Genomic DNA, 20,965 nt, shown 5'->3' on the forward strand with positions numbered 1-20,965 from the left:
AGATGACTTCGCTATCGGGGGCATCACCGATGCTGCCGGGGGTCGCGCGGCTCCAAGCTGGAGTCATGAGACTACGCGTAATTGCGATCGTCGCGGCGATGCTCGCCGTGGTCGGGGCGGGGACAGCGCAGGCGGCACCGAGATTGGCGTTGCCGCGGCCTGGCGGGGTCAGCCCGGTCGGGACTACTGCCTTTCACTTCACCGACACTTCCCGCGCGGATCCGTGGGTTCCTTCGCAGCGGCGGGAAATGATGGTGACGCTGTGGTATCCGGCGCAATATCCCGGATGGCGGCCCACGCAGTACCTCACTCAGCGAGAGTCGGAGCTGATGGTGAAGGAGCTGGGCGATAAGTCAGTTCCGGAGGACGCGCTGACGAAGGTGCGGACACACTCCACTGTGGACGCTCTGCCGCAGTTCCGGCGGATGCCGTTGGTGGTGCTGTCGCCTGGGTTCACGTTGCCGCGCGCGACGTTGTCGTCGTTGGCGGAGGAGTTGGCCAGCCGCGGGTACGTCGTGGCGGGGATCGGGCACAACTACGAGTCGACGGCGATCACCTTCCCGGACGGGCATACGACGGAATGCGTGGCATGCGTTGCGAAGGACTGGGTGAAACTTGTCCAAGCCCGGGCGGCGGATGTGTCGTTCGTACTCGATCGGCTCGTGGGCCGGAATCCGGTGTGGGGCGGCGGGCGGCTGATCGACGCGCGGCGGATCGCGATGGTCGGGCATTCGATCGGGGGAGCCAGCACGGCGCCGGCGATGCTGGCCGACCGGCGGATCCGCGCCGGCGCGATGCTGGACGGCATGTACTACCTCCCGGTGACCGGGCTGGATCGGCCGTTTCTGCAGTTCGGAGCGCCGGTGCACGAGCCGGGCGGGACGGTTGATCCGTCGTGGGATTCGGCGTGGCGCGAGATGACCGGATGGAAACGGTGGATCACCGTTAACGACGGGGAACACAGCATGTTCACTGATCAGCTGCTGCTCTGCCAGCAGGCCGGGGTGCCGGTGCCGGGACTGAAGATCGATCCGCTGCGGGCGATCCGGGTCAGCGAGGCGTACCTGACCGCGTTCCTGGACGAGCACCTGCGCGGGACGCCCCAGCGGCTGCTGGACGGGCCGTCGCCGCGGTACCCCGAAGTGCGGTTTTGGGGCTGAGGGGCTTTCCCGGGGAAGTCCGCGGAATTTCTTCGCAACCCCCTCCAGCGGTGTGCGTCTCTATAGGCAAAGGGAAAGCCAAGAGCTGGTCAGGGGAGAATGGAAATGCTCAGGAAGACTGTCAAATTGGCCACCGTCGGAGCGGCTCTCGGTGCGGTCGCACTGCTTTCCGCATGCTCTGGCCAGAATTCGGCAGCCCCGGCGAGCAACCAATCCGCCCAGGTCAACGTCGCGGCGAAAAGCCAGGTGCAGCAGCCGGAAACGCCGGTGAAAAAGGGCGGCAGCGGTGGTGGCGGGGCCAGTGCGGAGGACGTTAATTGCAGCACCCTCGGGGGGCCGGTCGGACCGCGCAAGGTTGATTTGATCGCGGACGAAACCAAGGCAGGTACCGTTGGTTGCGTCGAAGCGTTCAATGTCATCACCGAATACTTCGACAATATCGACAAAGCCGTCGGGTCCAACTACATGCTGACTGTCCGAGGCTGGCAGTGCCTGACCGACACCGGTGCGGAGGGCACGCACGAGATCCGCTGCGCGAAGGACGGTTTCAAGCTGCACACCACGCCGCCGAAGGATGAGAACACTCCGGACCCGCAGGAACAGGGCACCGGGTACAACGGGGTGCCGATCGACCCGCCCGCCGACCAGGACCAGGGGACTGGGTACCACAGGGTTCCGGTGGACCCGCCGAACGCGCAGGACCAGGGGACTGGGTACCAGGGCGTGCCGGTCGACAGCCCGGATCAGAACTGAGCGAGCGCGAGCTGCGGGAGTGGGCCAGGCCTTGCGAGGTCTGGCCCTTTCGCGCGGCCCCCGGACTGAGTCACAGCACCGAAGCCAGCCCCTCCCGCAACATCCGATACGCCGCCTCCGCTCGGGCAACAGCATCCGGATAGGTCTCATCAGCGCTTCGCCCACCGCGGATTTCCCGGGCGTTGTGGAACCCCAAGATCCGCTGCGCCCCGAAGATCTGCGCAGCCACCAACCGTGCGGTGAACTCGTCCGGAACCCCACACGACGCGCGCAGTTCCTCCACCAGTTCCTGTTCCTTCTCCAACAGGTACGTGGCAAGCCGCGCCAGCAGCGCAGGCGTTGAGTACAGCAGCGTGTGGCACGTGATCGCGTCCGGCGAGTCGTTCAGGCCGGTCAGCGGGTCGCGGGCGGCCAGGCGGTCCAGGAAAGAACGTTCCAGCGCGGACAGCGCCGACACCTCAGGCGGCCGCGCGCGGACGATCTCCGCGGGGCCGTTTTCGTCGACGAACTGGTGGATGACCAGGTCTTCCTTCGTCGGGAAGTACGCGAACAGCGTCGGCTTCGAGATCTCGGCTTCGGCGGCGATGTCGGCCACCGACACCCCGTCGAAGCCGGATTCGCGGAACAGGCGCAGGGCCGCCGAGGCGATGGCTTCCCTCGTGCGGCGGCGTTTGAGCTCGCGCAGTCCTGACACGGCCGCCAGCCTAACCGGAACTCGAACCAGGATAAAAACTTGACTCGGTTGTATATTTAACCCAGTGAAGATACTGGAACCAGAGATCCGGGTAGAGCGCGAGTTTCTCCAGGCCTGTCACGCCGAGTTGGACCGCATGCGGGCGGAGATCAAGACCGCGATCGCGACGGGAATGGGCGAGGGCGACGCGGTCGACGACAAGTACTTCAACCACGTCCTCAGGCAGTTTCGCATCGAGATCGCCGAGGAGCTAGCGGATATCGACGACGCGCCGCTCTTCTTCGGCCGCCTCGACTATCCGCCGGGCGAGGTCTACGAGGCGGCCCGCGGGTCGCATACCCGGTCGCCCGAGCATGACCTCGTTTACCTGGGCCGCAGAGGGATTCGTGACGACGACGGCGAACCTCTGGTGATCGATTGGCGGGCGCCGCTCGCGAGGGCGTTTTACGAAGCCGATCACGATCATCCGATGGGCGTGCGGGTCCGGCGGCGCTACGGGTTCGACCAGGCCGGAGTGCTCAGCGCGTACGAGGACGAGCCGCTCGATCGGCCGGGGTCGGCGGAGAATCGGCTGCTCACCGCGGAGATCGAGCGGCCTCGGCAGGGGCCGATGCGCGACATCGTCGCGACGATCCAGCCGGACCAGATGCGGCTCGTTCGCGCGCCGGTCGACCGGACGATCTGCATCCAGGGCGCACCGGGGACCGGCAAAACCGCGGTGGGGCTGCATCGGCTGGCGTACCTGCTCTACACCGAGCGAGTGCGGCTGCAGAAGGCCGGCGGGGTCGCGGTGATCGGGCCGAACCGGTCGTTTCTCGCTTACATCGCGGGTGTGCTTCCGGCGCTCGGCGAGGTGGCGGTTTCCCAAGCCACGATTGACGAACTGACCGGGGCGGGCCAGCCCGCGGACTACGTCGACGATCCGCGGACGGCGCGCATCAAGGGCGACGTCCGGATGGCGGAGGTCGTCCGGCGGCACGTGTGGGCGCGGATCCGGCCGGTCGACCGGACGCTCGAGGTGAAGTACCAGCACCGGACCTGGCGGTTGTATCCGGAGGACATCGCCGAGGAGCTCACGGAAATCCTCAGCCGCGGCGCGGATTACAGCGCGGGGCGCGAATTGCTGGCCCAGCGGCTCGCCCATCGGGTCCTGCGCGAGATGGAGCGGTCCGGCGGTACGAGCGCGACCCTCCATCAGCTTCGCCGCAATGCCGCGATCAACAAGGCGGTCCGCGACATGTGGCCTGCCGTCGAGCCCGCGCGGCTGGTCTATGACTTGCTTACCGATAACGCACTTCTCGCCGAAGCGGCCGACGGAATCCTTAGTGCTGAGGAACAGGAAGCGCTCATCCGTCCGCGTCCGCGCAGTCGCAAGGCGATGACCTGGTCGACGCTCGATCTCGCGTTGCTGGACGAGGTCGCGGCGCTGATCGAGCGGCCGGCGAAGCTCGGGCACGTCGTGGTCGACGAGGCGCAGGACCTCAGCCCGATGCATCTGCGGGCGATCGCGCGCAGGCTGGCCGGTGCGTGCACGGTTCTCGGCGACGTCGCGCAGGCGACCAGTCCGTCCGCGGTCCGCGATTGGACGACCGTGCTGACCCATCTTGACCGGCCGGGAGGGCGGATCGAAGAACTCACGCACGGCTACCGCGTTCCGGCGGATGTCCTCGACTTCGCTGCCCGGCTGCTCCCGCACATCGCACCGGAGCTGCGGAGTCCCACGTCGTTCCGGCATTCCGCGGATGCCTTGCACCTGACCGAAACCGACGAGACGATCGCCGCTGCGGCCGATGCTTGCGAGACGGCCCTGCAGCAGGAAGGGTCGATCGGGCTGCTGGCCGCGGACGTGGACATCCCGGAATTGCACCGCGTCCTCACCGAGCGCGGGCTGGACCACACGGTGCTGGGTACCGAGGGGACAGCCCGGATTACGCTGGCACCGGTGAGTTTGGCGAAGGGGCTGGAGTACGACACGGTCCTGGTGGTCGAACCGGCGCGCATCGTGGCGGCGGAAGAGCGTGGGCTGCAACGGTTGTACGTCGCGCTCACCCGCGCGGTCAGCACCTTGCACGTACTCCACGCGGACCCGTTGCCGGAGCCGTTGCTGGCTCAGACCGCGGCGGTCTGACGGCGCGTCGAGTAGCACTGCCAGCTCAGGAAACCCAGCGCCAGCAGCAAGTAGCTGTTGCCGATCACGTGCTCGACCGGTCCCCAGGACAGCTCCAGGTACCCGTTCTTCGGCAGCCACGCATGCGGGGCGATCACGAAAATCGCCGCCACGGCAGCCAAACCGGCGACCGCGGTCCGGGTGTGCGCGCGAGCGGCGAACAGCACGATCGCGGGCACGATCCACACCCAGTGGTGCGACCACGAAATCGGCGAACACACCAGAATCGCCGCCGCGTTGAGCAGGAACGCCATCGACGGGTCGGCGCGCAGCATCGCGGGAACGGTCAGCGCGAGCGCGGCCAGGGTCAGCACCGCGACCAGGATCAGCGTCGGCGTTTCGGCGAGCCCGAACCGGTGCACCGCGCCCTGGATGGTCTGGTTTGTCGCGAAAATCGATCCGCTCATCCCGGACGCGCCGGTCAATCCGCCGCCGAACCAGTACTTCATCGACGCTTCCGGCGCGATCACGAACCCGGCCACGCCGGCGAGCACGAAGGTGATCACTGTGGTCAGTGCCGCCCGGAAGTCCCTTTTCAGCAGGAAGAACAGCAGGAATCCGGCCGGGGTGATCTTCATGGCGGCGGCGAGGCCCAGCAGGACGCCGCGGGGCAGCCGGGTCCGGGGGCCGAGGCAGTCGATCACCACGAGGGCCATCAGCAGGAGGTTGATCTGCCCGAACCACAACGTCTCGCGGACCGGTTCGAACGCCAGCGAACCAGCGCCGATCACGAGCGCCGCCAGCATGGCGGTCCGCCGCTCGGCATGCGGCCGGACCACGACGTAGACCGTCCCGCACAAGCACGCCAGCGAGACGGCGAGCATCAGCATCGCGCCCAGCGGCAACGGCATCGCGGCGAACACCAGGAACACGACGGCCGCGAACGGCGGGTAGATGAACGGCAGGATCAGCCCGGCGCGGGTCGGCGGGAGCGGACCGTAGACGTCCTCGCCCTGGGCGAGCGCCCGCGCGCCGGAGCGGTAGATCTCCAGGTCGAGCGGCCACATCGTGCAGACGAGCCACAGAATCGTCACTGCCACCGCCACCGAGGCGAGGACCAGCAGGAACACCGCCGGACGACGGGTGCCGGCGTCGTCTAGCCACCGGCGCAGCGCGACAGCGGGGGGCCGGATGGAAGTCACTCCGCGATCATGCCGGTGCGATCACCCGTTCGCGCAGTGGGGGCGAGACCAGGCGACCTCGTCGACCGCGAGCCACGGCGCGTTCGCGGCGGCGGAGGGGGTGATCCCGGCGAAGGCTTTGACCTCGTGGTGCAGGTGCGACTGGTCGACGTAGCCGCTCTCCGCCGCCACCAAAGCGGGACTTTCGCCAGCGGCGAGCCGGTGCACCGCGTGGTCGAACCTGACCAGCTGCGCGGCGCGTTTCGGGCTGAGCCCGAGCTGGCTCCGGAACCGCGACCACAGGCGTTTCCGGCTCCATCCAGTCTCGTCGGCCAGCTGCTCGATCCGCACCTGACCGTGGTGCGCGTCCATCCGCCGCCAGGCGAAGGCGACTTCCGGATCGACCGTGCGACCGGCCTCGTATCGCCTGCCCAAAGCTGCTTCTACCAGGGCAAACCGGTCGTTCCAGGAGTCGAGCGCGCGCAGCCGGCCGGGCAGTTCGGTGGGCCAGACGTCCTCGAGCGACACGACCTCGCCGCTCAACTCCGTCCCGAGCACCGCGTGTGCGACCTCGGGCGACAGCCGGATCTGCACGCATTCGATGCCCTGGCCGCGCACGCGCATCCCGTGCGGCACGAGTCCGGCGACGACGCTGCCGCGTGCCACGTCGTTGACGAGCAGCTTTTCGCGCAGGTTGAGAAACAGCGTGACGGCCGGGTACGGGACCACTGTCAGGTCCACCTGGTCGACGGTGTCGCCGACGAATCCGGCCATCCGCACCCCGGGCAGCCGGAGCGGCCGGGACGGCACGGCGATGCCCCACACCGCTGGTCCGTCGCGAGCCCACTCGGCTGGTCGCATGCCGCCATCGTACGTAAATTCGCCCGCGCGACATTTCTCCAAGACCGGCCACCATCGCCCCGACCAGGCTGAACGGGTACCGGAAAGGGGATCCGTGATGATCAATCCGTTCAGCTCCGCCGTCGAAGTCGCCGCCGCCATCCGCGCGAAGGAGGTGAGCCCGGTCGAGGTCGCCGAGTGCTACCTCGACCGCATCGCCGAGCTGGATCCGAAGTTCAACGCCTTCTGCTTCCGCGCCGACGACGAGGTCCGCGCCGCCGCGAAAGCCGCCGCCGACGCGGTAGTGCGGTGCGCGCCGGAAGAACTGCCGCCGTTCCACGGGGTTCCGCTGCCGATCAAGGACCTCGTCAACGTCCAAGGCTGGCCGACCACTTACGGTTCGCTGGCCACCGACCGTGCCACGCAGCCCAAGTCGGATCCGATCGTGCAGCGGTTCACCGACGCGGGTTTCCTCCCGCTCGGCAAGACCACGACGTCGGAATTCGGCGCGGTGCCCTTCACCGAGAGCGAGGCGCAGGGCATCTCGCGCAACCCGTGGGACCCGGACCGCACGCCCGGCGGTTCGTCGAGCGGCGCGGGGGTCGCGGTCATCGCCGGAATGGCCCCGGTCGCGCACGCGGAGGACGGCGGCGGGTCGATCCGCATCCCGGCGTCGTGCACCGGTCTCGTCGGGTTGAAGCCGACCCGCGGCCTGGTCACGAACGCCGTGGTGGAGGTCGAGGGCTTCGCGACCAGCGGCGTCGTCAGCCGGACGCTTGCCGACACCGCGGCCGTGTTGGACGTCCTCACGAGGCACGACCCGGGCGCGTGGTGGTCGCAGCCGACGCCCACCCAGTCGCTCGCCGACGCGCTGAACACCGAACCCCCGACTCGCCTGCGGATCGGTGTCCTCACCACCTCGCTGATCGACGGCATCGAGGTCGACCCGGCCTGCCTGACCGCGGTCGACAAAACCCTTCGCGCGCTGGAGGAAGCCGGACACCAGGTTGTCGACAAGCCACTTCCGCTGCCGACGTCCGAGGAACTGCTGGCGACATTCCTGAAGGTCTGGAACGTCGCCAGCGCAGGCGTCCCGGTAATCGACCCGGACCGCATCGAGCCGCACAACCGGGCACAGCGCGAAGCCGCGAAGTCGGTCGATTCCTGGACTTACGCGGAGAGCGTGCACCAGACCCAGGTGTTCTCCCGCCGCATTGTCGAAGCCTTCGTCGGCAGCTTCGATCTGCTGGTCACGCCGACCATGGCGTGCCTCCCGCCGAAGGTCGGCGCGTGGCGAGCGAGCGGAAATCCGGTGGTGGCCGCGTACCCGATGGGCGTGTTCACGTCGCTGTTCAACGTGACCGGCCAGCCCGCGATCTCCCTCCCGCTGCACCACGACGAGGCCAGCGGCCTGCCGGTCGGCGTCCAGCTGGTCGCCGCGCCCTGGCGGGAAGACCTGCTGCTGCAGGTCTCCCGCACCCTGGAACAGGCGCTGCCCTGGGCTGACCGGCGGCCGCCGCTCGACTAGCCCACGTAGGCGGCCAGGTGCTTCCCGGTCAGCGTCCGCTTCTTCTTCACCAGCTCGGCGGGCGTCCCCTCGAAGACCACCTGGCCGCCGTCGTGCCCGGCGCCGGGGCCGAGGTCGATGATCCAGTCGGCGTGCGCCATCACGGCCTGGTGGTGCTCGATGACGATCACCGACTTGCCCGATTCGACCAGGTGGTCCAGCAGCCCGAGCAGCTGTTCCACGTCGGCGAGGTGCAGGCCGGTGGTCGGCTCGTCGAGGATGTACACGCCGCCGTTCGATCCCATGTGCGTGGCCAGCTTCAGCCGCTGCCGCTCGCCGCCGGACAGCGTGGTCAGCGGCTGGCCGAGGGTCAGGTAGCCGAGTCCGACCTGTTCCATCCGCTCGAGAATCCGGTGCGCGGCGGGGGTTTTCGCGTCGCCGTCGGCGAAGAACGCGGTGGCCTGGGCGACCGACATCGCGAGCACCTCGCTGATGTCCCGTCCGCCGAAGCGGTACTCCAGCACTGAGGCGTCGAACCGCTTGCCCTCGCAGACCTCGCAGGTGGTGGCCACCCCGGCCATCATCCCGAGGTCGGTGTAGATGACGCCGTTGCCGTTGCAGTTCGGGCACGCGCCTTCGGAGTTGGCGCTGAACAGCGCGGGCTTCACGTTGTTGGCCTTGGCGAAGGCCTTGCGGATCGGTTCGAGCAGCCCGGTGTAGGTCGCCGGGTTGCTCCGCCGCGAACCGCGGATCGGGGCCTGGTCCACCGACACGACGTCGTCGGATTCTCGAATGGACCCGTGGATCAGCGAGCTCTTACCCGATCCGGCCACGCCGGTGATCACACACAGGACGCCGAGCGGGATGTCGACGTCCACGTCCTGCAGGTTATGCGTGTTCGCGCCGCGGATTTCCAGCACGCCCGTGCGCTCCCGCACCGACGGCTTGAGCGAGGCACGGTCGTCCAAATGCTTGCCGGTCAACGTCTTGCTCGCGCGCAGACCGTCCACAGTGCCCTCGAAACACACCGTGCCGCCGTTCGTGCCCGCGCCCGGGCCGAGGTCGACCACGTGGTCGGCGATCGCGATCGCCTCCGGCTTGTGCTCCACCACGAGGACGGTGTTTCCCTTGTCCCGCAAGCGGAGCAGCAGGTCGTTCATCCGCTGGATGTCGTGCGGGTGCAGGCCGATGGTGGGCTCGTCGAAGACATACGTGACGTCGGTGAGCGACGAGCCGAGGTGCCGGACCATCTTCACCCGCTGTGCCTCGCCGCCGGACAACGTGCCCGCCGGCCGGTCCAGCGACAGGTAGCCGAGACCGATCTCCACGAACGATTCGAGCGTCTCGTGCAGCGATTTCAGCAGCGGCGCGACCGACGGGTCGGACAGCTTCCCGACCCAGTCGGCGAGGTCGCTGATCTGCATCGCGCATACGTCGGCGATGCTCATCCCGTCGATCTTGGACGACCGCGCCAGCTCGCTCAGCCGCGTCCCGTCGCATTCCGGGCACGTCGCGAAGGTGACCGCGCGGTCCACGAACGCGCGGATGTGCGGCTGCATCGCCTCGACGTCCTTGGACAGATACGACTTCTGGATCCGCAGCACCAGACCCTCGTAGGTCATGTTGATGCCTTCGATCTTCATCCGCGTCGGTTCCTTGTACAGGAAGTCCTGCAGTTCGCGCTTCGTGTACTTGCGGATCGGCTTGTCCGGGTCGACCAGGCCGGACCCGGTGTAGAGCCGGTAGTTCCAGCCGCCCGGGGTGTAGCCGGGGATGGTCAGCGCGCCCTCGGCGAGCGACTTCGAGTCGTCGTACAGCTGGGAGAGGTCGATGTCGTTGATCGAACCGCGGCCCTCGCAGCGCGGGCACATGCCGCCGGTGACGCTGAAGCTGCGCCGCTCCTTGATCTCCTTACCGGCGCGCCGCACGGTGACCGCGCCCGCGCCGCTGATCGAGGCGACGTTGAACGAGAACGCCTGCGACGACCCGATGTGCGGGGTGCCGAGCCTGCTGAACAGGATCCGCAGCATCGCGTTGGCGTCGGTGGCGGTGCCGACCGTCGAGCGCGGATCGGCCCCCATCCGCTGCTGGTCGACGATGATCGCGGTGGTCAGCCCGTCGAGCACGTCGACCTCGGGACGGGCCAGCGTCGGCATGAAACCCTGCACGAAACTGCTGTAGGTCTCGTTGATCAGCCGCTGCGATTCGGCCGCGATCGTGCTGAACACCAGCGAGCTCTTGCCCGAGCCGGACACCCCGGTGAACACCGTCAGCCGGCGCTTCGGGAGTTCGACGCTGACGTCCTTGAGGTTGTTCACGCGGGCGCCCTGCACGCGGATCAGGTCATGGCTGTCCGCGGCGTGCCCCGGCGTGGTCTTCCCCTTGGCCTTGGTCATCTCTCTCCCAGTTTCTTTCCCGGCGGTCCGGCTCGGACTGCTTCAGCTCGCTTGCTGGATGCGGATGAGGTTCCCGGCCGGGTCGCGGAACGAGCAGTCCCGGACGCCGTAGGGCTGGTCGGTGGGCTCCTGCACGACCTCGGCGTCGCTGGCCTGCAACCGGTTGAAGGTCGCGTCGACGTCCTTCGTGGCCAGGTTCAGCGCGGCGTAGGTGCCCTTGGCCATCATTTCGGTGATCATCCGGCGTTCGTCGTCGGTGAGGCCGGGGAACGCGGCGACCGGCTGCAGCACGAGCGAGGTGTCCGGCTGTCCGGGCGGGCCGACGGTAATCCAGGCCATGTCGCCGTATTTGACGTTGTTGCGCACCTCGAAGCCGAGGACGTCGCGGTAGAAGGTCAGCGTCGCTTCCGGATCGGTGTGCGGGAGGAAGCTCGCGTGAATCGTCATGTCCATGCCGATCACACTAGGTTCGCGCCGAACGGGGTGCTTCTCGATTCCTGATCGGTCGCGTGACCTGTTTGGCGACGCACGGCGCCATGCCCTCGGTCGCCCCGGTCTCCTCCTGGCGGTACACGCTCGGCGGCTTTCCGACCAGCTCGGTGAAGCGCGTGCTGAACGTCCCCAGCGACGAGAACCCGACCTCGAAACACACCTCGGTGACGCTCAGGTCGCCGCGCCGGAGCAACGCCATCGCGCGCTCGATGCGGCGGGTCATCAGATACGAATACGGCGACTCTCCGTAAGCGGCGCGGAACTGCCGGCTCAGGTGCCCGGCGGACACGTTGACGCTCCGCGCGAGCGCCTCGACGTCCAGGGGACGCGCGTACTCGCGGTCGATCCGGTCGCGCACCCGGCGCAACCGTGCGAGATCGGCCAATCGCTGCGCGTCGTCCGGTTTGCTGGTCACTTCCGAATCGTGCCACGGCGATCGCCCGAGCCCCAGCAATCCGCTCTTTCGGGCTGGTGGCCGATTCGTTCAAGACCCTCGCGCCGGACTCGTGCGACGGTTTCCGGGTGACTGTGAACTTGGAGGCCGTCGCCCCGTTCCTCGCCGGGCACGGCAGGGTGCTGGACCAGCGGCGGTTCGAGCTGCTGAACGGAAACGGACGGGCCGAGGAGGTGCTCGCGGCGGTCGCCGCCTACCGGAATCCGGACGGCGGGTACGGCTGGGGCCTGGAACCGGACCTGCGCGCGCCGGAAAGCCAGCCGGGCGGCGCGCTGCACGCGTTCGAGGTGTTCGCCGACATCGCCCCGGCGACTACGCCGCACGCGGTGCAGTTGTGCGACTGGCTGGAATCGGTGTCGTTCACCGACGGCGGGCTGCCGTTCGCGTTCCCGGTCGCGGACCCGGCCGCGTGCGCTCCCTTTTGGACCGGAGCCGATCCGACGGTGTTCTCCTTGCAGAGCACCGCGTTCGTCACGTCCGCGGCGTGGCGGGTCGCCGAACACGACCCGTCGGTCGCGGCGCATCCGTGGCTCGCGCGGGCGACCGAGACGTGCCTGCGGGCGATCCGGGAGCTCGAGGAGATGCCGCACGTCATCGAGTTGAGCTTCGCGATCCACCTGCTCGACGCCGTGCACGGCAGGTATCCGGAAGCCGATGAACTCCTGACGAAGCTGGGGAAGTTCTTGCCGGAGAGCGGAATCGTCCCGGTGCAGGGCGGTTCCGAAGGCGAGGTGCTGCGTCCGCTGGACTTCAGCCCGGTGCCCGGCCCGTCCCGGCGGCTGTTCACCGCGGAGGCGGTCGAAGCGGATCTGACCCGGTTGGAACAGGGCCAGCAGCCCGACGGCGGCTGGACGGTCGACTTCGCCAGCTTCTCCCCGGCGGCCGCGCTGGAATGGCGCGGTTACGCCACCGTCGGCGCGATCGCCAAGCTGCGCGCCAACTCGCGGCTCTAGGGCCAGAGGCGTTCGCGGACCCAGCCCGCGGGTTCGCGGCGGTAGCGGACCCGGAGGTGCTGCCGGTCGTGCGAGGCCTGCCAGAACTCCACCGATTCCGGCTGGATCAGGTAGCGCGTCCACGTTTCCGGTGCCACATCCGGGTTCTCCGCTACCCAATCCGCAGCCGCCGCGGCCGCTTCGACGAGCTTCGCCGGATCGGAAAGCACCTCCGACTGATGCCCGACGTACGCCTCGGCCCGCGACGCGGGCGGCCGAGCGAGGAAGTCGTCGGCGGACACCTCGGGCGCGGCCGGCACCACCAAGCCGCGCACCCGGACCTGGCGTCCGCGGCCAGGCCAGAAGAACGTCAGCGCCGCGCGCGGATTCGCCGCCAGCTGCTGGCCCTTCGGGCTTTCCGAACTCGTCGCGACCGCCCAGCCGTCCGCGTCGACGTTCTTCAGGATCACTACGCGAGCGTCCGGAGCCCCGTCGGCGTCCACTGTGGACAGAGTGACGGCGTGCGGGGCCAGCACGTGCTCGCCCGCCTCGGTCAGCCAGGCGAGGAACAGCTCCTCGGGCGTTTCCGGGGTGTGGTCCGGGTCGAATTCCGGGAGCTGTTCGGGAAACGACTGCCAGCCGCGCAACGAAACCATGTCACCGACCGTACGGCGGTTGCCCCGGCGGCGGGTAGTGCGGCGGCTGCGGCCCGGCCGGTCCGGCGGCGGGCGGGGGACCGGTCTGCGGCATCGGCCCGGACGGGATCTGCCCCGGGAATCCGCCGGGACCCGGTTGCGGGGGCTGACCGTAGGCGGCCTGTTGCTGCTGCCATTGCACCTGCTGGAGAGCCTCGCCCGGCTGCGGGAAACAGAACGTCAGCTTGGCCCTGATCGCGCCGTGCATCGCCGCGCCCCAGAGCTTCCCGCCGGTGAACGCGTAGGTCGCGCCCGCCTGCGGATCCACCGCGACCATCCGGGTTTCGCCGCCGAACTGGTTGCTCGTCTTCGCGCTCGCCAGCTGCGCGGCGTCCGGGTGCACGCGGCCGACGAGCCCGCAGATCACCACCGACGCGGCGGTCCAGCCGATCGTGCCCTGCACGTTGGCGCGGGCGTGCTGCGTCGCCATGCCGGTGAACTGCTGCAGCGTCGCCGCGTCGATCTCCGGATAGGCCCCGGCGACCACGCAATAGTTCATCGTGGACAGCATGATCGACTCGGCGAACAGGCCGACCGCGCACGTCACCGGTCCGATCTGGACGGTGTTGAGCCTGCCGCCGCTGCGCACCACGCGTTCGGCGACCACCTGCAGGTACTGCTCGGGCGTGAGCACGTCCGCGACCTCCCCGGGCTGAGCGGAATCCGACGTCATCGTCGCACGCGCCGCCTTCGCGCGGACTTCACCGGGCATGGTTGACTGTGCCCGCCATGCGCCGACTTCTCGTTCTCGCCCCAGCCCTGGTCCTGCTCGCCGGCTGCAACCCGTCGAGCCCGGCGAAGGAGACTCCGTCTTCGGCGCCGGCGAGTTCCGCTTCGGCCTCCGCGGCGCTGCCGCCGGATCCGCAGCCCGCGCGCACCGCGGAGTGTCCGTACCTGTCCAACGAGACAGTGCAGGACGCGAACGGTCAGCACGTCACCAAGGTGAGCGTGTCCGACGACGAGCCGCATCCGACGTGCTTTTTCTACCGTCCGGACGGCAGCCTCCAGCTGACCGTGCGGGTGTACGTGGGCAAGAGCGACGTCGCGACCGCGCTGGTCAACAAGGCCGCGCCGGTCGACACGTCGAACCCGGCTTCGGAGCCCGCGGGGTGGAAGGGCGGCTACCAGCCGGCCGGGGACGGAGTGGTCTACGCCGTCGCCAAGGGCGAGGCCGCCGTCATCGTGACGAGCAACCAGAAGCAGAGCATCAAAGCACGCACAGTGGCGAAAAAGGCTATCGCTGCCCTGAAGCTCTGAGTAACGGGCTCCGCACGGGTGAGTGAAGTTGATCTTGTATTACTCTAAGCAGCACGCGCGGTTCCCCCAACACTCGCGCGGCGGGTGCCCGTCCGGCACCGAATACTTTGGTTACCCCTTTTCGACGACAAGGACAGATTCGTGGCTGACACCCTCAAGGAAATCCTGCTTGACTCGAGCCGTCGCCCCACCGTGGTCGCCGACTTCGCGGAGCTCGTGGACGCCGAGGTCGCCGACAAGGGCGGGGTCTCCGGCGCGGTCGTGAAGACCGGCTTCGCCGCCGTGAAGAAGATCAAGCCGGGCATCATCCCGTCCGCGATCGACAGCCTCCTGGACGACTTCTCCGCCGCCCTCGAGCCGTTCTACAGCGACTTCCGCGCCCAGGGCGGCAACGACTTCGGCGCCTACCTGACCAGCCGTTCGGACGAGGCGTCGGACGCGCTGCTCGGGGTCACCGACGCCCGCGCCGAGCGCAGCAGCCGCGACAGCATCAAGAAGGTCTACTCGAAGCTGCGCCCGAACGGCAAGAAGAACGTCGAGGAGGCGCTGCCGCGTCTCGGCCAGCTGATCGACAAGCACGCCGCCGCGGTCTGAACCGACTGAGCGACAACACGAAAAAGGGCCCCGGGACGCACTTCCCGGGGCCCTTTTCGCGCGTTCAGTTCTTCTTCTCGGCAGCCGACGGGCTCGGCGCCTTGCCGTTCGTCTTCGGCTCGCCCGGCTTGGCGTCTTTCGCGTCCTTGGCCTCGGCGGCCGGCTTCGCGGGCGGAGCCGGGGGAGCAGGCGGGGTGGCCTTCGGCGGCGCCGGGGCGACCGGCGGCTCCTGCTGCTGCGACTTCAGCGCGACGGCGGTGCCGACCGCGACCGCGCCGAGACCGAGGATCCACGGCCAGCGGCGACGCTTGCGGGTGCCCTTGGCCGCGCTCTTCGCCTCCTCCAGAGCGGCGCGGAACTCCTTCTTCGCCGCCTTGAAGTCCTTCTTGCCGCGGCGCTTCGACTCGCCCGCCGACGCGGCGGCCTTGATCGCGGCCTTCTTGGCCTTGCGGCCCGGCTTCTTCATCTCGGCGATGCGGGCGAGCGCTTCCTTGCGCGCCGCGGCGGAGCTCTTCTTCAGCTCCTTGCGGGTCAGCTCCGTCTTCTTCGCCAGCTTGCGCCGGGCGCGGCGGCTCCGCTTCCCCAGCTCCTCCGCGCCGGCCTCGGCGGCCTTCGCGCCCGCCTTGCCCGCCTCGACGACCAGCTTCCGCAGGTCCGCCGAGCCGGACTTGGCCGACTCACCGACCGATTCCACGGCCCGGGTCATGGTCTTCACCTCATCAATCGTTGTGAAACAGATCTGTTGCTTGACATCTATCCTGCCCTTTTTCCGCCGACACCGCTGCGGCTTCCCGCTGCGGGCCTCGCGGAAACCTCGGGAAAGTGCCTTCTTCCTGGGCCGGTGTCCAGCGCGACGGGCCGGGGACGCCCCCTGAACCCCCCATTTGTGCGAAGGGGTGGCACGATGGCGGCGTGACTGAAAGCGCCCGCAAGGCCACCCTGCACACCAACCAGGGTGACATCCACGTGAACCTGCTGCCCGACCACGCGCCGAAGACCGTGGCGAACTTCGTGGGGCTGGCCACCGGCTCCAAGGAGTACACCCAGCCGAACGCGAAGGGCGGCAACTCCGGTCCGTTCTACGACGGCTCGATCTTCCACCGCGTCATCGACGGCTTCATGATCCAGGGCGGTGACCCGACGGGCACCGGCCGCGGCGGCCCCGGCTACAAGTTCGGCGACGAGTTCCACCCCGAGCTGCAGTTCTCCAAGCCGTACCTGCTGGCCATGGCGAACGCCGGGCCGGGCACCAACGGCTCGCAGTTCTTCATCACCGTCGCACCGACCTCGCACCTGAACTTCCGGCACACGATCTTCGGCGAGGTCGCGGACCAGGAATCCCGCAACGTCGTCGACGCCATCGCGACGACCGCGACCGGACCGGCGGACCGCCCGCTGTCCGATGTGGTCATCGAGAAGATCACCGTCGAAGACTGACGCGCCGCAGGCAGGGATGGGGTTTCGGTAGGTTGGAGTCATCGTGAGCCAACCGCCGAACCCGTCCGCGCCCTCTCTTCCCGGTTGCTGGTGGCATCCGAACCGCCCGACCGGCCTCAGCTGTGCCCGCTGCGGACGTCCGGCCTGCCCGGACTGCCTGCGCGAAGCCCCGGTGGGGTTCCAGTGCACGGACTGCGTCCAGTCCGGCGCGCAACAGCAGAAACAGCAGCACCGGCAGTACCGCGACGCCGGAATGGGCTCCCGCACGATCGCCGGGGCCCGGCTGTCGAACTCTTACACCGTCACGGCGACTCTGATCGCGGTGAACGTGGTGGTCTTCCTGATCACCGTTGTCCAGGCGAAGAGCCTGTTCAACAACCAAGTCGCGTCCGTCGAGCAGGCTGGCGTCCTCTGGCCCTCGGCCACGCTCGGCGGCGGTGAGCTGTGGCGGATCTTCACCTCGGGCTTCCTGCACTACGGGCCGATTCACATCGCGGCGAACGCGTTCTCGCTGTGGATGATGGGCCGGGCGCTGGAGCAGGTCTTCGGCAAGATCCGGTACCTCGCGCTCTACTTCGTGTCGATGCTCGGCGCATCGACCGCGGTCCTGCTCTTCCAGGACATCGACGGCGCCACCGCGGGCGCGTCCGGGGCGATCTTCGGACTGCTCGGCAGCTACGCGGTCATTGTGCTGAAGCTCCGGCTGAACCCTTCCGCGCTGCTGATCAACCTGGTGATCAACGCCTACGTCACCTTCGCCATCCCCGGCATATCGATTTACGCGCACGCGGGCGGGCTCGTCACCGGGGCACTGGTGACGGCCGCGATGCTGTACGCACCGGCCAAGAACCTGGCCCGGTGGCAGGCGATCGGCACAGTCATCGTCGTGGTCGCGCTTGTCGGGCTGATCAGCTGGCGAGCCACGCAGATCCCCACGGTGTCGTGCGATTTCCACCAGTTCCAGGGCAGGACCGATTACGGCTGCCAGCCGTCACGCTCCAGTTGAGCGGGCCCGCAGTTCGGTAAGCACGTCCAGCACGTCGCGAGGATCCTCGCCGAGGTCCGTCTGCCCGAAGATGAACAACTGCTCGTCGCGCTCCAGTTCGAGCGTCACCCCGTCGTGGCCGAGGCGGCGGGTGCTGCGCAGCCGGACCGTCGTGCCGGTCCACGGGAGCCGGTGCGTGCCGGAGAGCGTGCGGGTCTGAAGACCGTGCTCGTCGGCGGCCAGGCGCGGCCGCACGAGCGTCCAGTGGCCCGCGAACGCGCCGACGGCCAGGGTCGCGAGGCCGGTGAGCACCGCGCCCTTGCCGTCGCCGAAGAACGCGTCCGCGACGGTTCCGACCAGCAGCAATGCGGTCAGGCCCCACGCCACTACCACGAGGTTTCGGCGCGGGGCCCAGGAGGTCGGGTGGTTATCCACAGGGGTTATCCACACTGGGGATGAGTCACACCGGTGTGATTCGGTGTCAATCGGCCGACCGGAGCAAAGCTGATCCGGCGGATGGTCAGCGCCACCGCATCGTCATCAGGAGGCCGGCGATCATCGCGGCGAATCCGATGGCGAAATTCCAGTTTCCGAGCTCGCTGAGGAACGAAACTTTGTCGCCGGCGATGTAGTTCACGACCAGCCACACCAGCCCGAGGAGCATGAGGCCGAACATGACGATCTTGTAGAACAGGTTCGACGGTCCCGCGGCCTGGACCTTCACCGGGGTGCGGCGGTCGACAGGCGGGGTGTACGCGGTCTTCTTGCGGACCTTCGACTTCGGCATCGTTTCCTCGCGTGCTCTCGGGCATTCCTGGTGGCGGCATCCTGGACGAGGTCCCGCTGTCGGGGTGCGCAACCAGCGCCACGTGCACACGTTAACGTAAAGGACGGCTCCGCAGCACCGGGCGGGAGCGGTCGGGTTTCTCAGACTGTGACAATAGCGCCACCTGGAGTGCCGAGGAGGCCTCCGGCCGGGCGCGGGAGGAGCTTGCGTGACGCCGCAAGATTGGCCGGGCGAGGACGACCGCCGCCCCGGCACCGGACCTGACCGCCCGGTCCGCCGTCAGCCGCCGCCGCCGAGAAGGCAGCCAGGGGAGACCCCGCCGCGGCGAAGAGTGGCCGGGAACCCCAGCGGCAGATCACCCGAACAGCGCACGCCGATCGACCGGGGCGGACCGCGCCGGGACGGCGGCGAAAACCGGCCCGTGCAGGGCCGGCCGGGCGAAGGCAGGCCCCGCGAGGGTGACCCCCGCGGCGGTGATTTCGGCGGTCCGCGCGATCCCGGACCCCGCCGTACCGCGGAGTTCCGCGCCGAAGGCGGTCCGCAACGACGTCCCGGCGACCCCGGCGGACGTCCTCGCCGCCAGCCGGAAGAAGGCCGTCAGATGCCGCGCCGAGTCGGCACCGCGGCCCCGGACCCGTCCCGGCGGCGGATGACCGGCCCGGAGTTCGCCGAGCAGCCGACCGAGGTGTTCTCTGCGGTCGCGGTGGAGGACAAGGACGACAAGAAGGCGAAAAAGACCCCGCCGCCGCTGGGCAAGGGCGGGCTCGCGATCCGCACCGCGGGCGAAATCTTCATCACGCTCGGCGTGGTCGTGCTGCTGTTCATGGTGTACGAGGTGTGGGTCACCGACCTGTTCTCCGCCGAGAAACAGCACACCGCGAGCGATCAGCTCGACGGCGACTGGGCGAAGGACCGCACGCTGCACCCGGAGCTGATCGACGGCAAGGCGTTCGCGCGCATCCACATCCCGTCGTTCGGCGCGGACTGGAACTTCACCATCCAGGAAGGCACCGGCGAGGACTCGCTGGCGATCGGCCCCGGCCACTACAAGGGCACCGCGCTGCCGGGCGAACCGGGCAACTTCGGCGTCGCCGGGCACCGCGTCGGCAAGGGCGCGCCGTTCAACGACCTGGACAACCTGAGTTCCTGCGACCAGATCGTGATCGAAACGCACACCGATTTCTTCATCTACCAGGTGCTGCCGTACGACGACGAGGTCAAGGGCTGGAGCAGCGGCAAGGGCGCGCAGCCGGAGTGCAAGGGCGTGTCGACGCTGCGCAACTCGAGCATCCCCGGCGGCGGACCGTACGACGAGACGTTCGGCCGCAAGGTCGTCCAGCCGAGCCAGGGCGACGCGGTGAACCCGGTGCCGTACAAGCCGGCCGGGGCGCTGCCGAAGGCGCAGCAGGCTTCGCTGCTCACGCTCACCACGTGTCACCCGCAGTTCTCGGCGAAGGAACGGCTGATCATCACCTCGGTGCTGACCCGCCAGGTGCCGAAGACGCAGGTGCCGGATTACACGACGTTGCTGAAGAAGATCGGAGTCGCGTCCTGATGTACGGCTGGCTCTGGCGGCATCTGCCCGGACCGTTCGCGGTGAAGTTCGTGATCGCGCTCGTGCTGGTGCTCGGAATCGTGGCGCTGCTGATGTTCGTGGTGTTCCCGTGGCTGGACCCGCTGCTGTGGTTCAACAACGTGTCGGTGAGCAACTGAGGTTCGGGGTCTTCCTGGTCTCGGGCTGCTTCCCGGGCCAGGACGACGCCGCCGTACTGCGCCGCACCGTCCACGCGGCTCGCGCGGCCGAGGTCGCCGGTTTCGATGACGTGTGGCTGGCCGAGCACCACTTCATGCCGTATGGCGTGTGCCCGTCAGCCATCACGCTGGCCGCGCACGTGCTCGGCCAGACGTCGCGAATCAGTGTGGGCACGGCGGTAAGCGTGCTGTCCACGACGCATCCGGTGGCGTTGGCCGAACAGTGGTCCATGCTGGACGCGGTTTCTGACGGCCGCCTGCGATTAGGCGTCGGCCGAGGTGGGCCGTGGCAGGACCTGGAGGTATTCGGGACCGGATTGCCGCGCTACGAAACGGGTTTCGCCGAGTCGCTGGACCTGTTGCTGACCGCCACTGGCGGCCGAGTCTCGGCCCGGGGCGCGCATTTCTCCTTCCGCGAGGTACCGCTGCGCCCTATTCCGCAGCGCGCCCCACAAGTCGTGGTGGCCTGCGGCGGCCCGACTTCCTCCGCAGTCCGGCTGGCTGCGAAACGTGAGCTGCCGTTGTTGCTGGGCTTGCACGCGGATGACACGGAGAAGGCGGCCACTGTCGCCGCTTACGGTGCTCCCGCGGCCCACGTGTCGACGGTGCTGTGCCAGGTCGGCGACGATGCTTCCGCCGTTGTGCGCCGCGCTTTGCCGGGATGGCTGGCGGATGGCTTGGCTGCCCATGTGCCAGTGGACGATCGGCCTGGTCCGGGGCGGGATCCTTGGGAGTACACGGAAAAACTGTGCGCGATCCATCCGGTGGGGTCGGTTGAGCATTGCGTCGAGACTTTGCGGACGAGTTTTGCGCGTACTGGGGTGTCGCACGTGATCATGTTCGTGGAAGCGTCGGGCACGGAGGAAGGCACGATGACAAACATCGCGCGGATCGGTGCCGAGGTGTTGCCCGCACTGCGGGGGGCTTGAGCCTTCTAATCTC

General features: G+C 68.5%; 23 protein-coding genes. 12 read left to right on the plus strand and 11 right to left on the minus strand.

Going from position 1 to position 20,965, the window contains the following annotated elements; translation table 11 throughout:
* Nucleotides 1-65 precede the first annotated feature (65 nt).
* Together WA670_RS04220 and WA670_RS04225 are read left to right on the plus strand one after the other, a co-directional pair.
* The gene (locus tag WA670_RS04220; RefSeq protein WP_336156959.1) at nucleotides 66-1,160 is read left to right on the plus strand and encodes an alpha/beta hydrolase family protein; all 1,095 of its coding nucleotides are present in this window, start codon (nucleotides 66-68) and stop codon (nucleotides 1,158-1,160) included.
* 105 nt (nucleotides 1,161-1,265) lie between these two features.
* The gene (locus WA670_RS04225) at nucleotides 1,266-1,913 is read left to right on the plus strand and encodes a hypothetical protein (RefSeq protein WP_336156960.1); all 648 of its coding nucleotides are present in this window, start codon (nucleotides 1,266-1,268) and stop codon (nucleotides 1,911-1,913) included.
* Between the two features lie 70 nt (nucleotides 1,914-1,983).
* Here the strand turns inward: WA670_RS04225 and WA670_RS04230 are convergent, their stop codons facing one another.
* Nucleotides 1,984-2,607, minus strand: a complete 624-nt coding sequence (locus tag WA670_RS04230; protein ID WP_037809166.1) for a TetR/AcrR family transcriptional regulator — start codon at nucleotides 2,605-2,607, stop codon at nucleotides 1,984-1,986.
* 64 nt (nucleotides 2,608-2,671) lie between these two features.
* Between WA670_RS04230 and WA670_RS04235 the strand changes: the two genes are divergently transcribed.
* Entirely contained in the window at nucleotides 2,672-4,735 is a 2,064-nt protein-coding gene (locus WA670_RS04235; protein ID WP_336156961.1) for a HelD family protein, read from the plus strand.
* Here WA670_RS04235 and WA670_RS04240 read toward each other — a convergent pair.
* Nucleotides 4,717-5,916, minus strand: coding sequence for a glycosyltransferase 87 family protein (locus tag WA670_RS04240; protein WP_336156962.1), 1,200 nt, complete (start codon nucleotides 5,914-5,916; stop codon nucleotides 4,717-4,719). The genes WA670_RS04235 and WA670_RS04240 overlap by 19 nt on opposite strands.
* Before the next feature lie 21 nt (nucleotides 5,917-5,937).
* A complete protein-coding gene (locus WA670_RS04245; protein ID WP_336156963.1) occupies nucleotides 5,938-6,756 on the minus strand; it encodes an AraC family transcriptional regulator in 819 nt (272 codons plus the stop codon).
* A gap of 97 nt (nucleotides 6,757-6,853) precedes the next feature.
* Here WA670_RS04245 and WA670_RS04250 point away from each other — a divergent pair, with 97 nt between their 5' ends.
* Nucleotides 6,854-8,263 carry an amidase gene (locus tag WA670_RS04250; RefSeq protein WP_336156964.1) on the plus strand — a complete coding sequence of 470 codons (1,410 nt, stop codon included), beginning with the start codon at nucleotides 6,854-6,856 and terminating at the stop codon, nucleotides 8,261-8,263.
* Here WA670_RS04250 and WA670_RS04255 read toward each other — a convergent pair.
* From WA670_RS04255 to WA670_RS04265, 3 genes are read right to left on the minus strand one after another with little or no spacing between them, the layout of a single operon-like run.
* Nucleotides 8,260-10,638, minus strand: coding sequence for an ATP-binding cassette domain-containing protein (locus WA670_RS04255; RefSeq protein WP_238603691.1), 2,379 nt, complete (start codon nucleotides 10,636-10,638; stop codon nucleotides 8,260-8,262). The genes WA670_RS04250 and WA670_RS04255 overlap by 4 nt on opposite strands.
* A 42-nt stretch (nucleotides 10,639-10,680) precedes the next feature.
* Nucleotides 10,681-11,091, minus strand: a complete 411-nt coding sequence (locus WA670_RS04260; protein ID WP_037809456.1) for a VOC family protein — start codon at nucleotides 11,089-11,091, stop codon at nucleotides 10,681-10,683.
* A gap of 10 nt (nucleotides 11,092-11,101) precedes the next feature.
* Nucleotides 11,102-11,545 (minus strand): helix-turn-helix transcriptional regulator, encoded by a 444-nt coding sequence (locus tag WA670_RS04265; RefSeq protein WP_009085513.1) that lies wholly within the window; start codon nucleotides 11,543-11,545, stop codon nucleotides 11,102-11,104.
* A 107-nt stretch (nucleotides 11,546-11,652) separates the two neighbouring features.
* Between WA670_RS04265 and WA670_RS04270 the strand changes: the two genes are divergently transcribed.
* Entirely contained in the window at nucleotides 11,653-12,537 is an 885-nt protein-coding gene (locus tag WA670_RS04270) for a hypothetical protein (protein ID WP_167754017.1), read from the plus strand.
* On the opposite strand, the gene WA670_RS04275 is transcribed toward WA670_RS04270, so the two are convergent.
* The gene (locus tag WA670_RS04275) at nucleotides 12,534-13,172 is read right to left on the minus strand and encodes a pyridoxine/pyridoxamine 5'-phosphate oxidase (protein ID WP_037809175.1); all 639 of its coding nucleotides are present in this window, start codon (nucleotides 13,170-13,172) and stop codon (nucleotides 12,534-12,536) included. The two genes, WA670_RS04270 and WA670_RS04275, sit on opposite strands and share 4 nt — an antisense overlap.
* 1 nt (nucleotide 13,173) lies before the next feature.
* Nucleotides 13,174-13,845, minus strand: coding sequence for a hypothetical protein (locus WA670_RS04280; protein ID WP_037809458.1), 672 nt, complete (start codon nucleotides 13,843-13,845; stop codon nucleotides 13,174-13,176).
* 95 nt (nucleotides 13,846-13,940) lie between these two features.
* On the opposite strand from WA670_RS04280, the gene WA670_RS04285 reads away from it, so the two are divergent.
* Both WA670_RS04285 and WA670_RS04290 read left to right on the plus strand, forming a co-directional pair.
* Nucleotides 13,941-14,468, plus strand: a complete 528-nt coding sequence (locus WA670_RS04285; RefSeq protein WP_199817341.1) for a DUF2020 domain-containing protein — start codon at nucleotides 13,941-13,943, stop codon at nucleotides 14,466-14,468.
* 141 nt (nucleotides 14,469-14,609) lie between these two features.
* Nucleotides 14,610-15,062 carry a DUF6918 family protein gene (locus tag WA670_RS04290; protein ID WP_134728034.1) on the plus strand — a complete coding sequence of 151 codons (453 nt, stop codon included), beginning with the start codon at nucleotides 14,610-14,612 and terminating at the stop codon, nucleotides 15,060-15,062.
* Between the two features lie 64 nt (nucleotides 15,063-15,126).
* On the opposite strand, the gene WA670_RS04295 is transcribed toward WA670_RS04290, so the two are convergent.
* Nucleotides 15,127-15,768 (minus strand): hypothetical protein, encoded by a 642-nt coding sequence (locus tag WA670_RS04295; protein WP_205673064.1) that lies wholly within the window; start codon nucleotides 15,766-15,768, stop codon nucleotides 15,127-15,129.
* Between the two features lie 206 nt (nucleotides 15,769-15,974).
* Between WA670_RS04295 and WA670_RS04300 the strand changes: the two genes are divergently transcribed.
* On the plus strand, nucleotides 15,975-16,499 hold the full coding sequence (locus WA670_RS04300; protein WP_009085526.1) for a peptidylprolyl isomerase: 525 nt from the start codon (nucleotides 15,975-15,977) through the stop codon (nucleotides 16,497-16,499).
* 43 nt (nucleotides 16,500-16,542) lie between these two features.
* Nucleotides 16,543-17,505, plus strand: coding sequence for a rhomboid family intramembrane serine protease (locus tag WA670_RS04305; protein ID WP_336156965.1), 963 nt, complete (start codon nucleotides 16,543-16,545; stop codon nucleotides 17,503-17,505).
* On the opposite strand, the gene WA670_RS04310 is transcribed toward WA670_RS04305, so the two are convergent.
* Together WA670_RS04310 and crgA are read right to left on the minus strand one after the other, a co-directional pair.
* Nucleotides 17,491-17,919, minus strand: a complete 429-nt coding sequence (locus WA670_RS04310) for a PH domain-containing protein (protein ID WP_336156966.1) — start codon at nucleotides 17,917-17,919, stop codon at nucleotides 17,491-17,493. The two genes, WA670_RS04305 and WA670_RS04310, sit on opposite strands and share 15 nt — an antisense overlap.
* 85 nt (nucleotides 17,920-18,004) lie before the next feature.
* A complete protein-coding gene (gene crgA, locus WA670_RS04315; protein WP_037809181.1) occupies nucleotides 18,005-18,271 on the minus strand; it encodes a cell division protein CrgA in 267 nt (88 codons plus the stop codon).
* 601 nt (nucleotides 18,272-18,872) lie between these two features.
* Here crgA and WA670_RS04320 point away from each other — a divergent pair.
* Genes WA670_RS04320 through WA670_RS04330 form a run of 3 tightly spaced genes read left to right on the plus strand, consistent with a single transcriptional unit; the run spans nucleotide 18,873 to nucleotide 20,952 of the window.
* Nucleotides 18,873-19,826, plus strand: a complete 954-nt coding sequence (locus tag WA670_RS04320) for a class E sortase (protein ID WP_205673063.1) — start codon at nucleotides 18,873-18,875, stop codon at nucleotides 19,824-19,826.
* Nucleotides 19,826-19,984, plus strand: coding sequence for a hypothetical protein (locus WA670_RS04325; RefSeq protein WP_162836037.1), 159 nt, complete (start codon nucleotides 19,826-19,828; stop codon nucleotides 19,982-19,984). Before WA670_RS04320 ends, WA670_RS04325 begins: the two co-directional genes overlap by 1 nt.
* Nucleotides 19,954-20,952, plus strand: a complete 999-nt coding sequence (locus WA670_RS04330; RefSeq protein WP_238603686.1) for an LLM class flavin-dependent oxidoreductase — start codon at nucleotides 19,954-19,956, stop codon at nucleotides 20,950-20,952. Before WA670_RS04325 ends, WA670_RS04330 begins: the two co-directional genes overlap by 31 nt.
* Nucleotides 20,953-20,965 lie beyond the last annotated feature (13 nt).

The sequence above is a fragment of the Amycolatopsis sp. VC5-11 genome, assembly GCF_037034185.1.
GTDB lineage: Bacteria > Actinomycetota > Actinomycetes > Mycobacteriales > Pseudonocardiaceae > Amycolatopsis > Amycolatopsis nivea.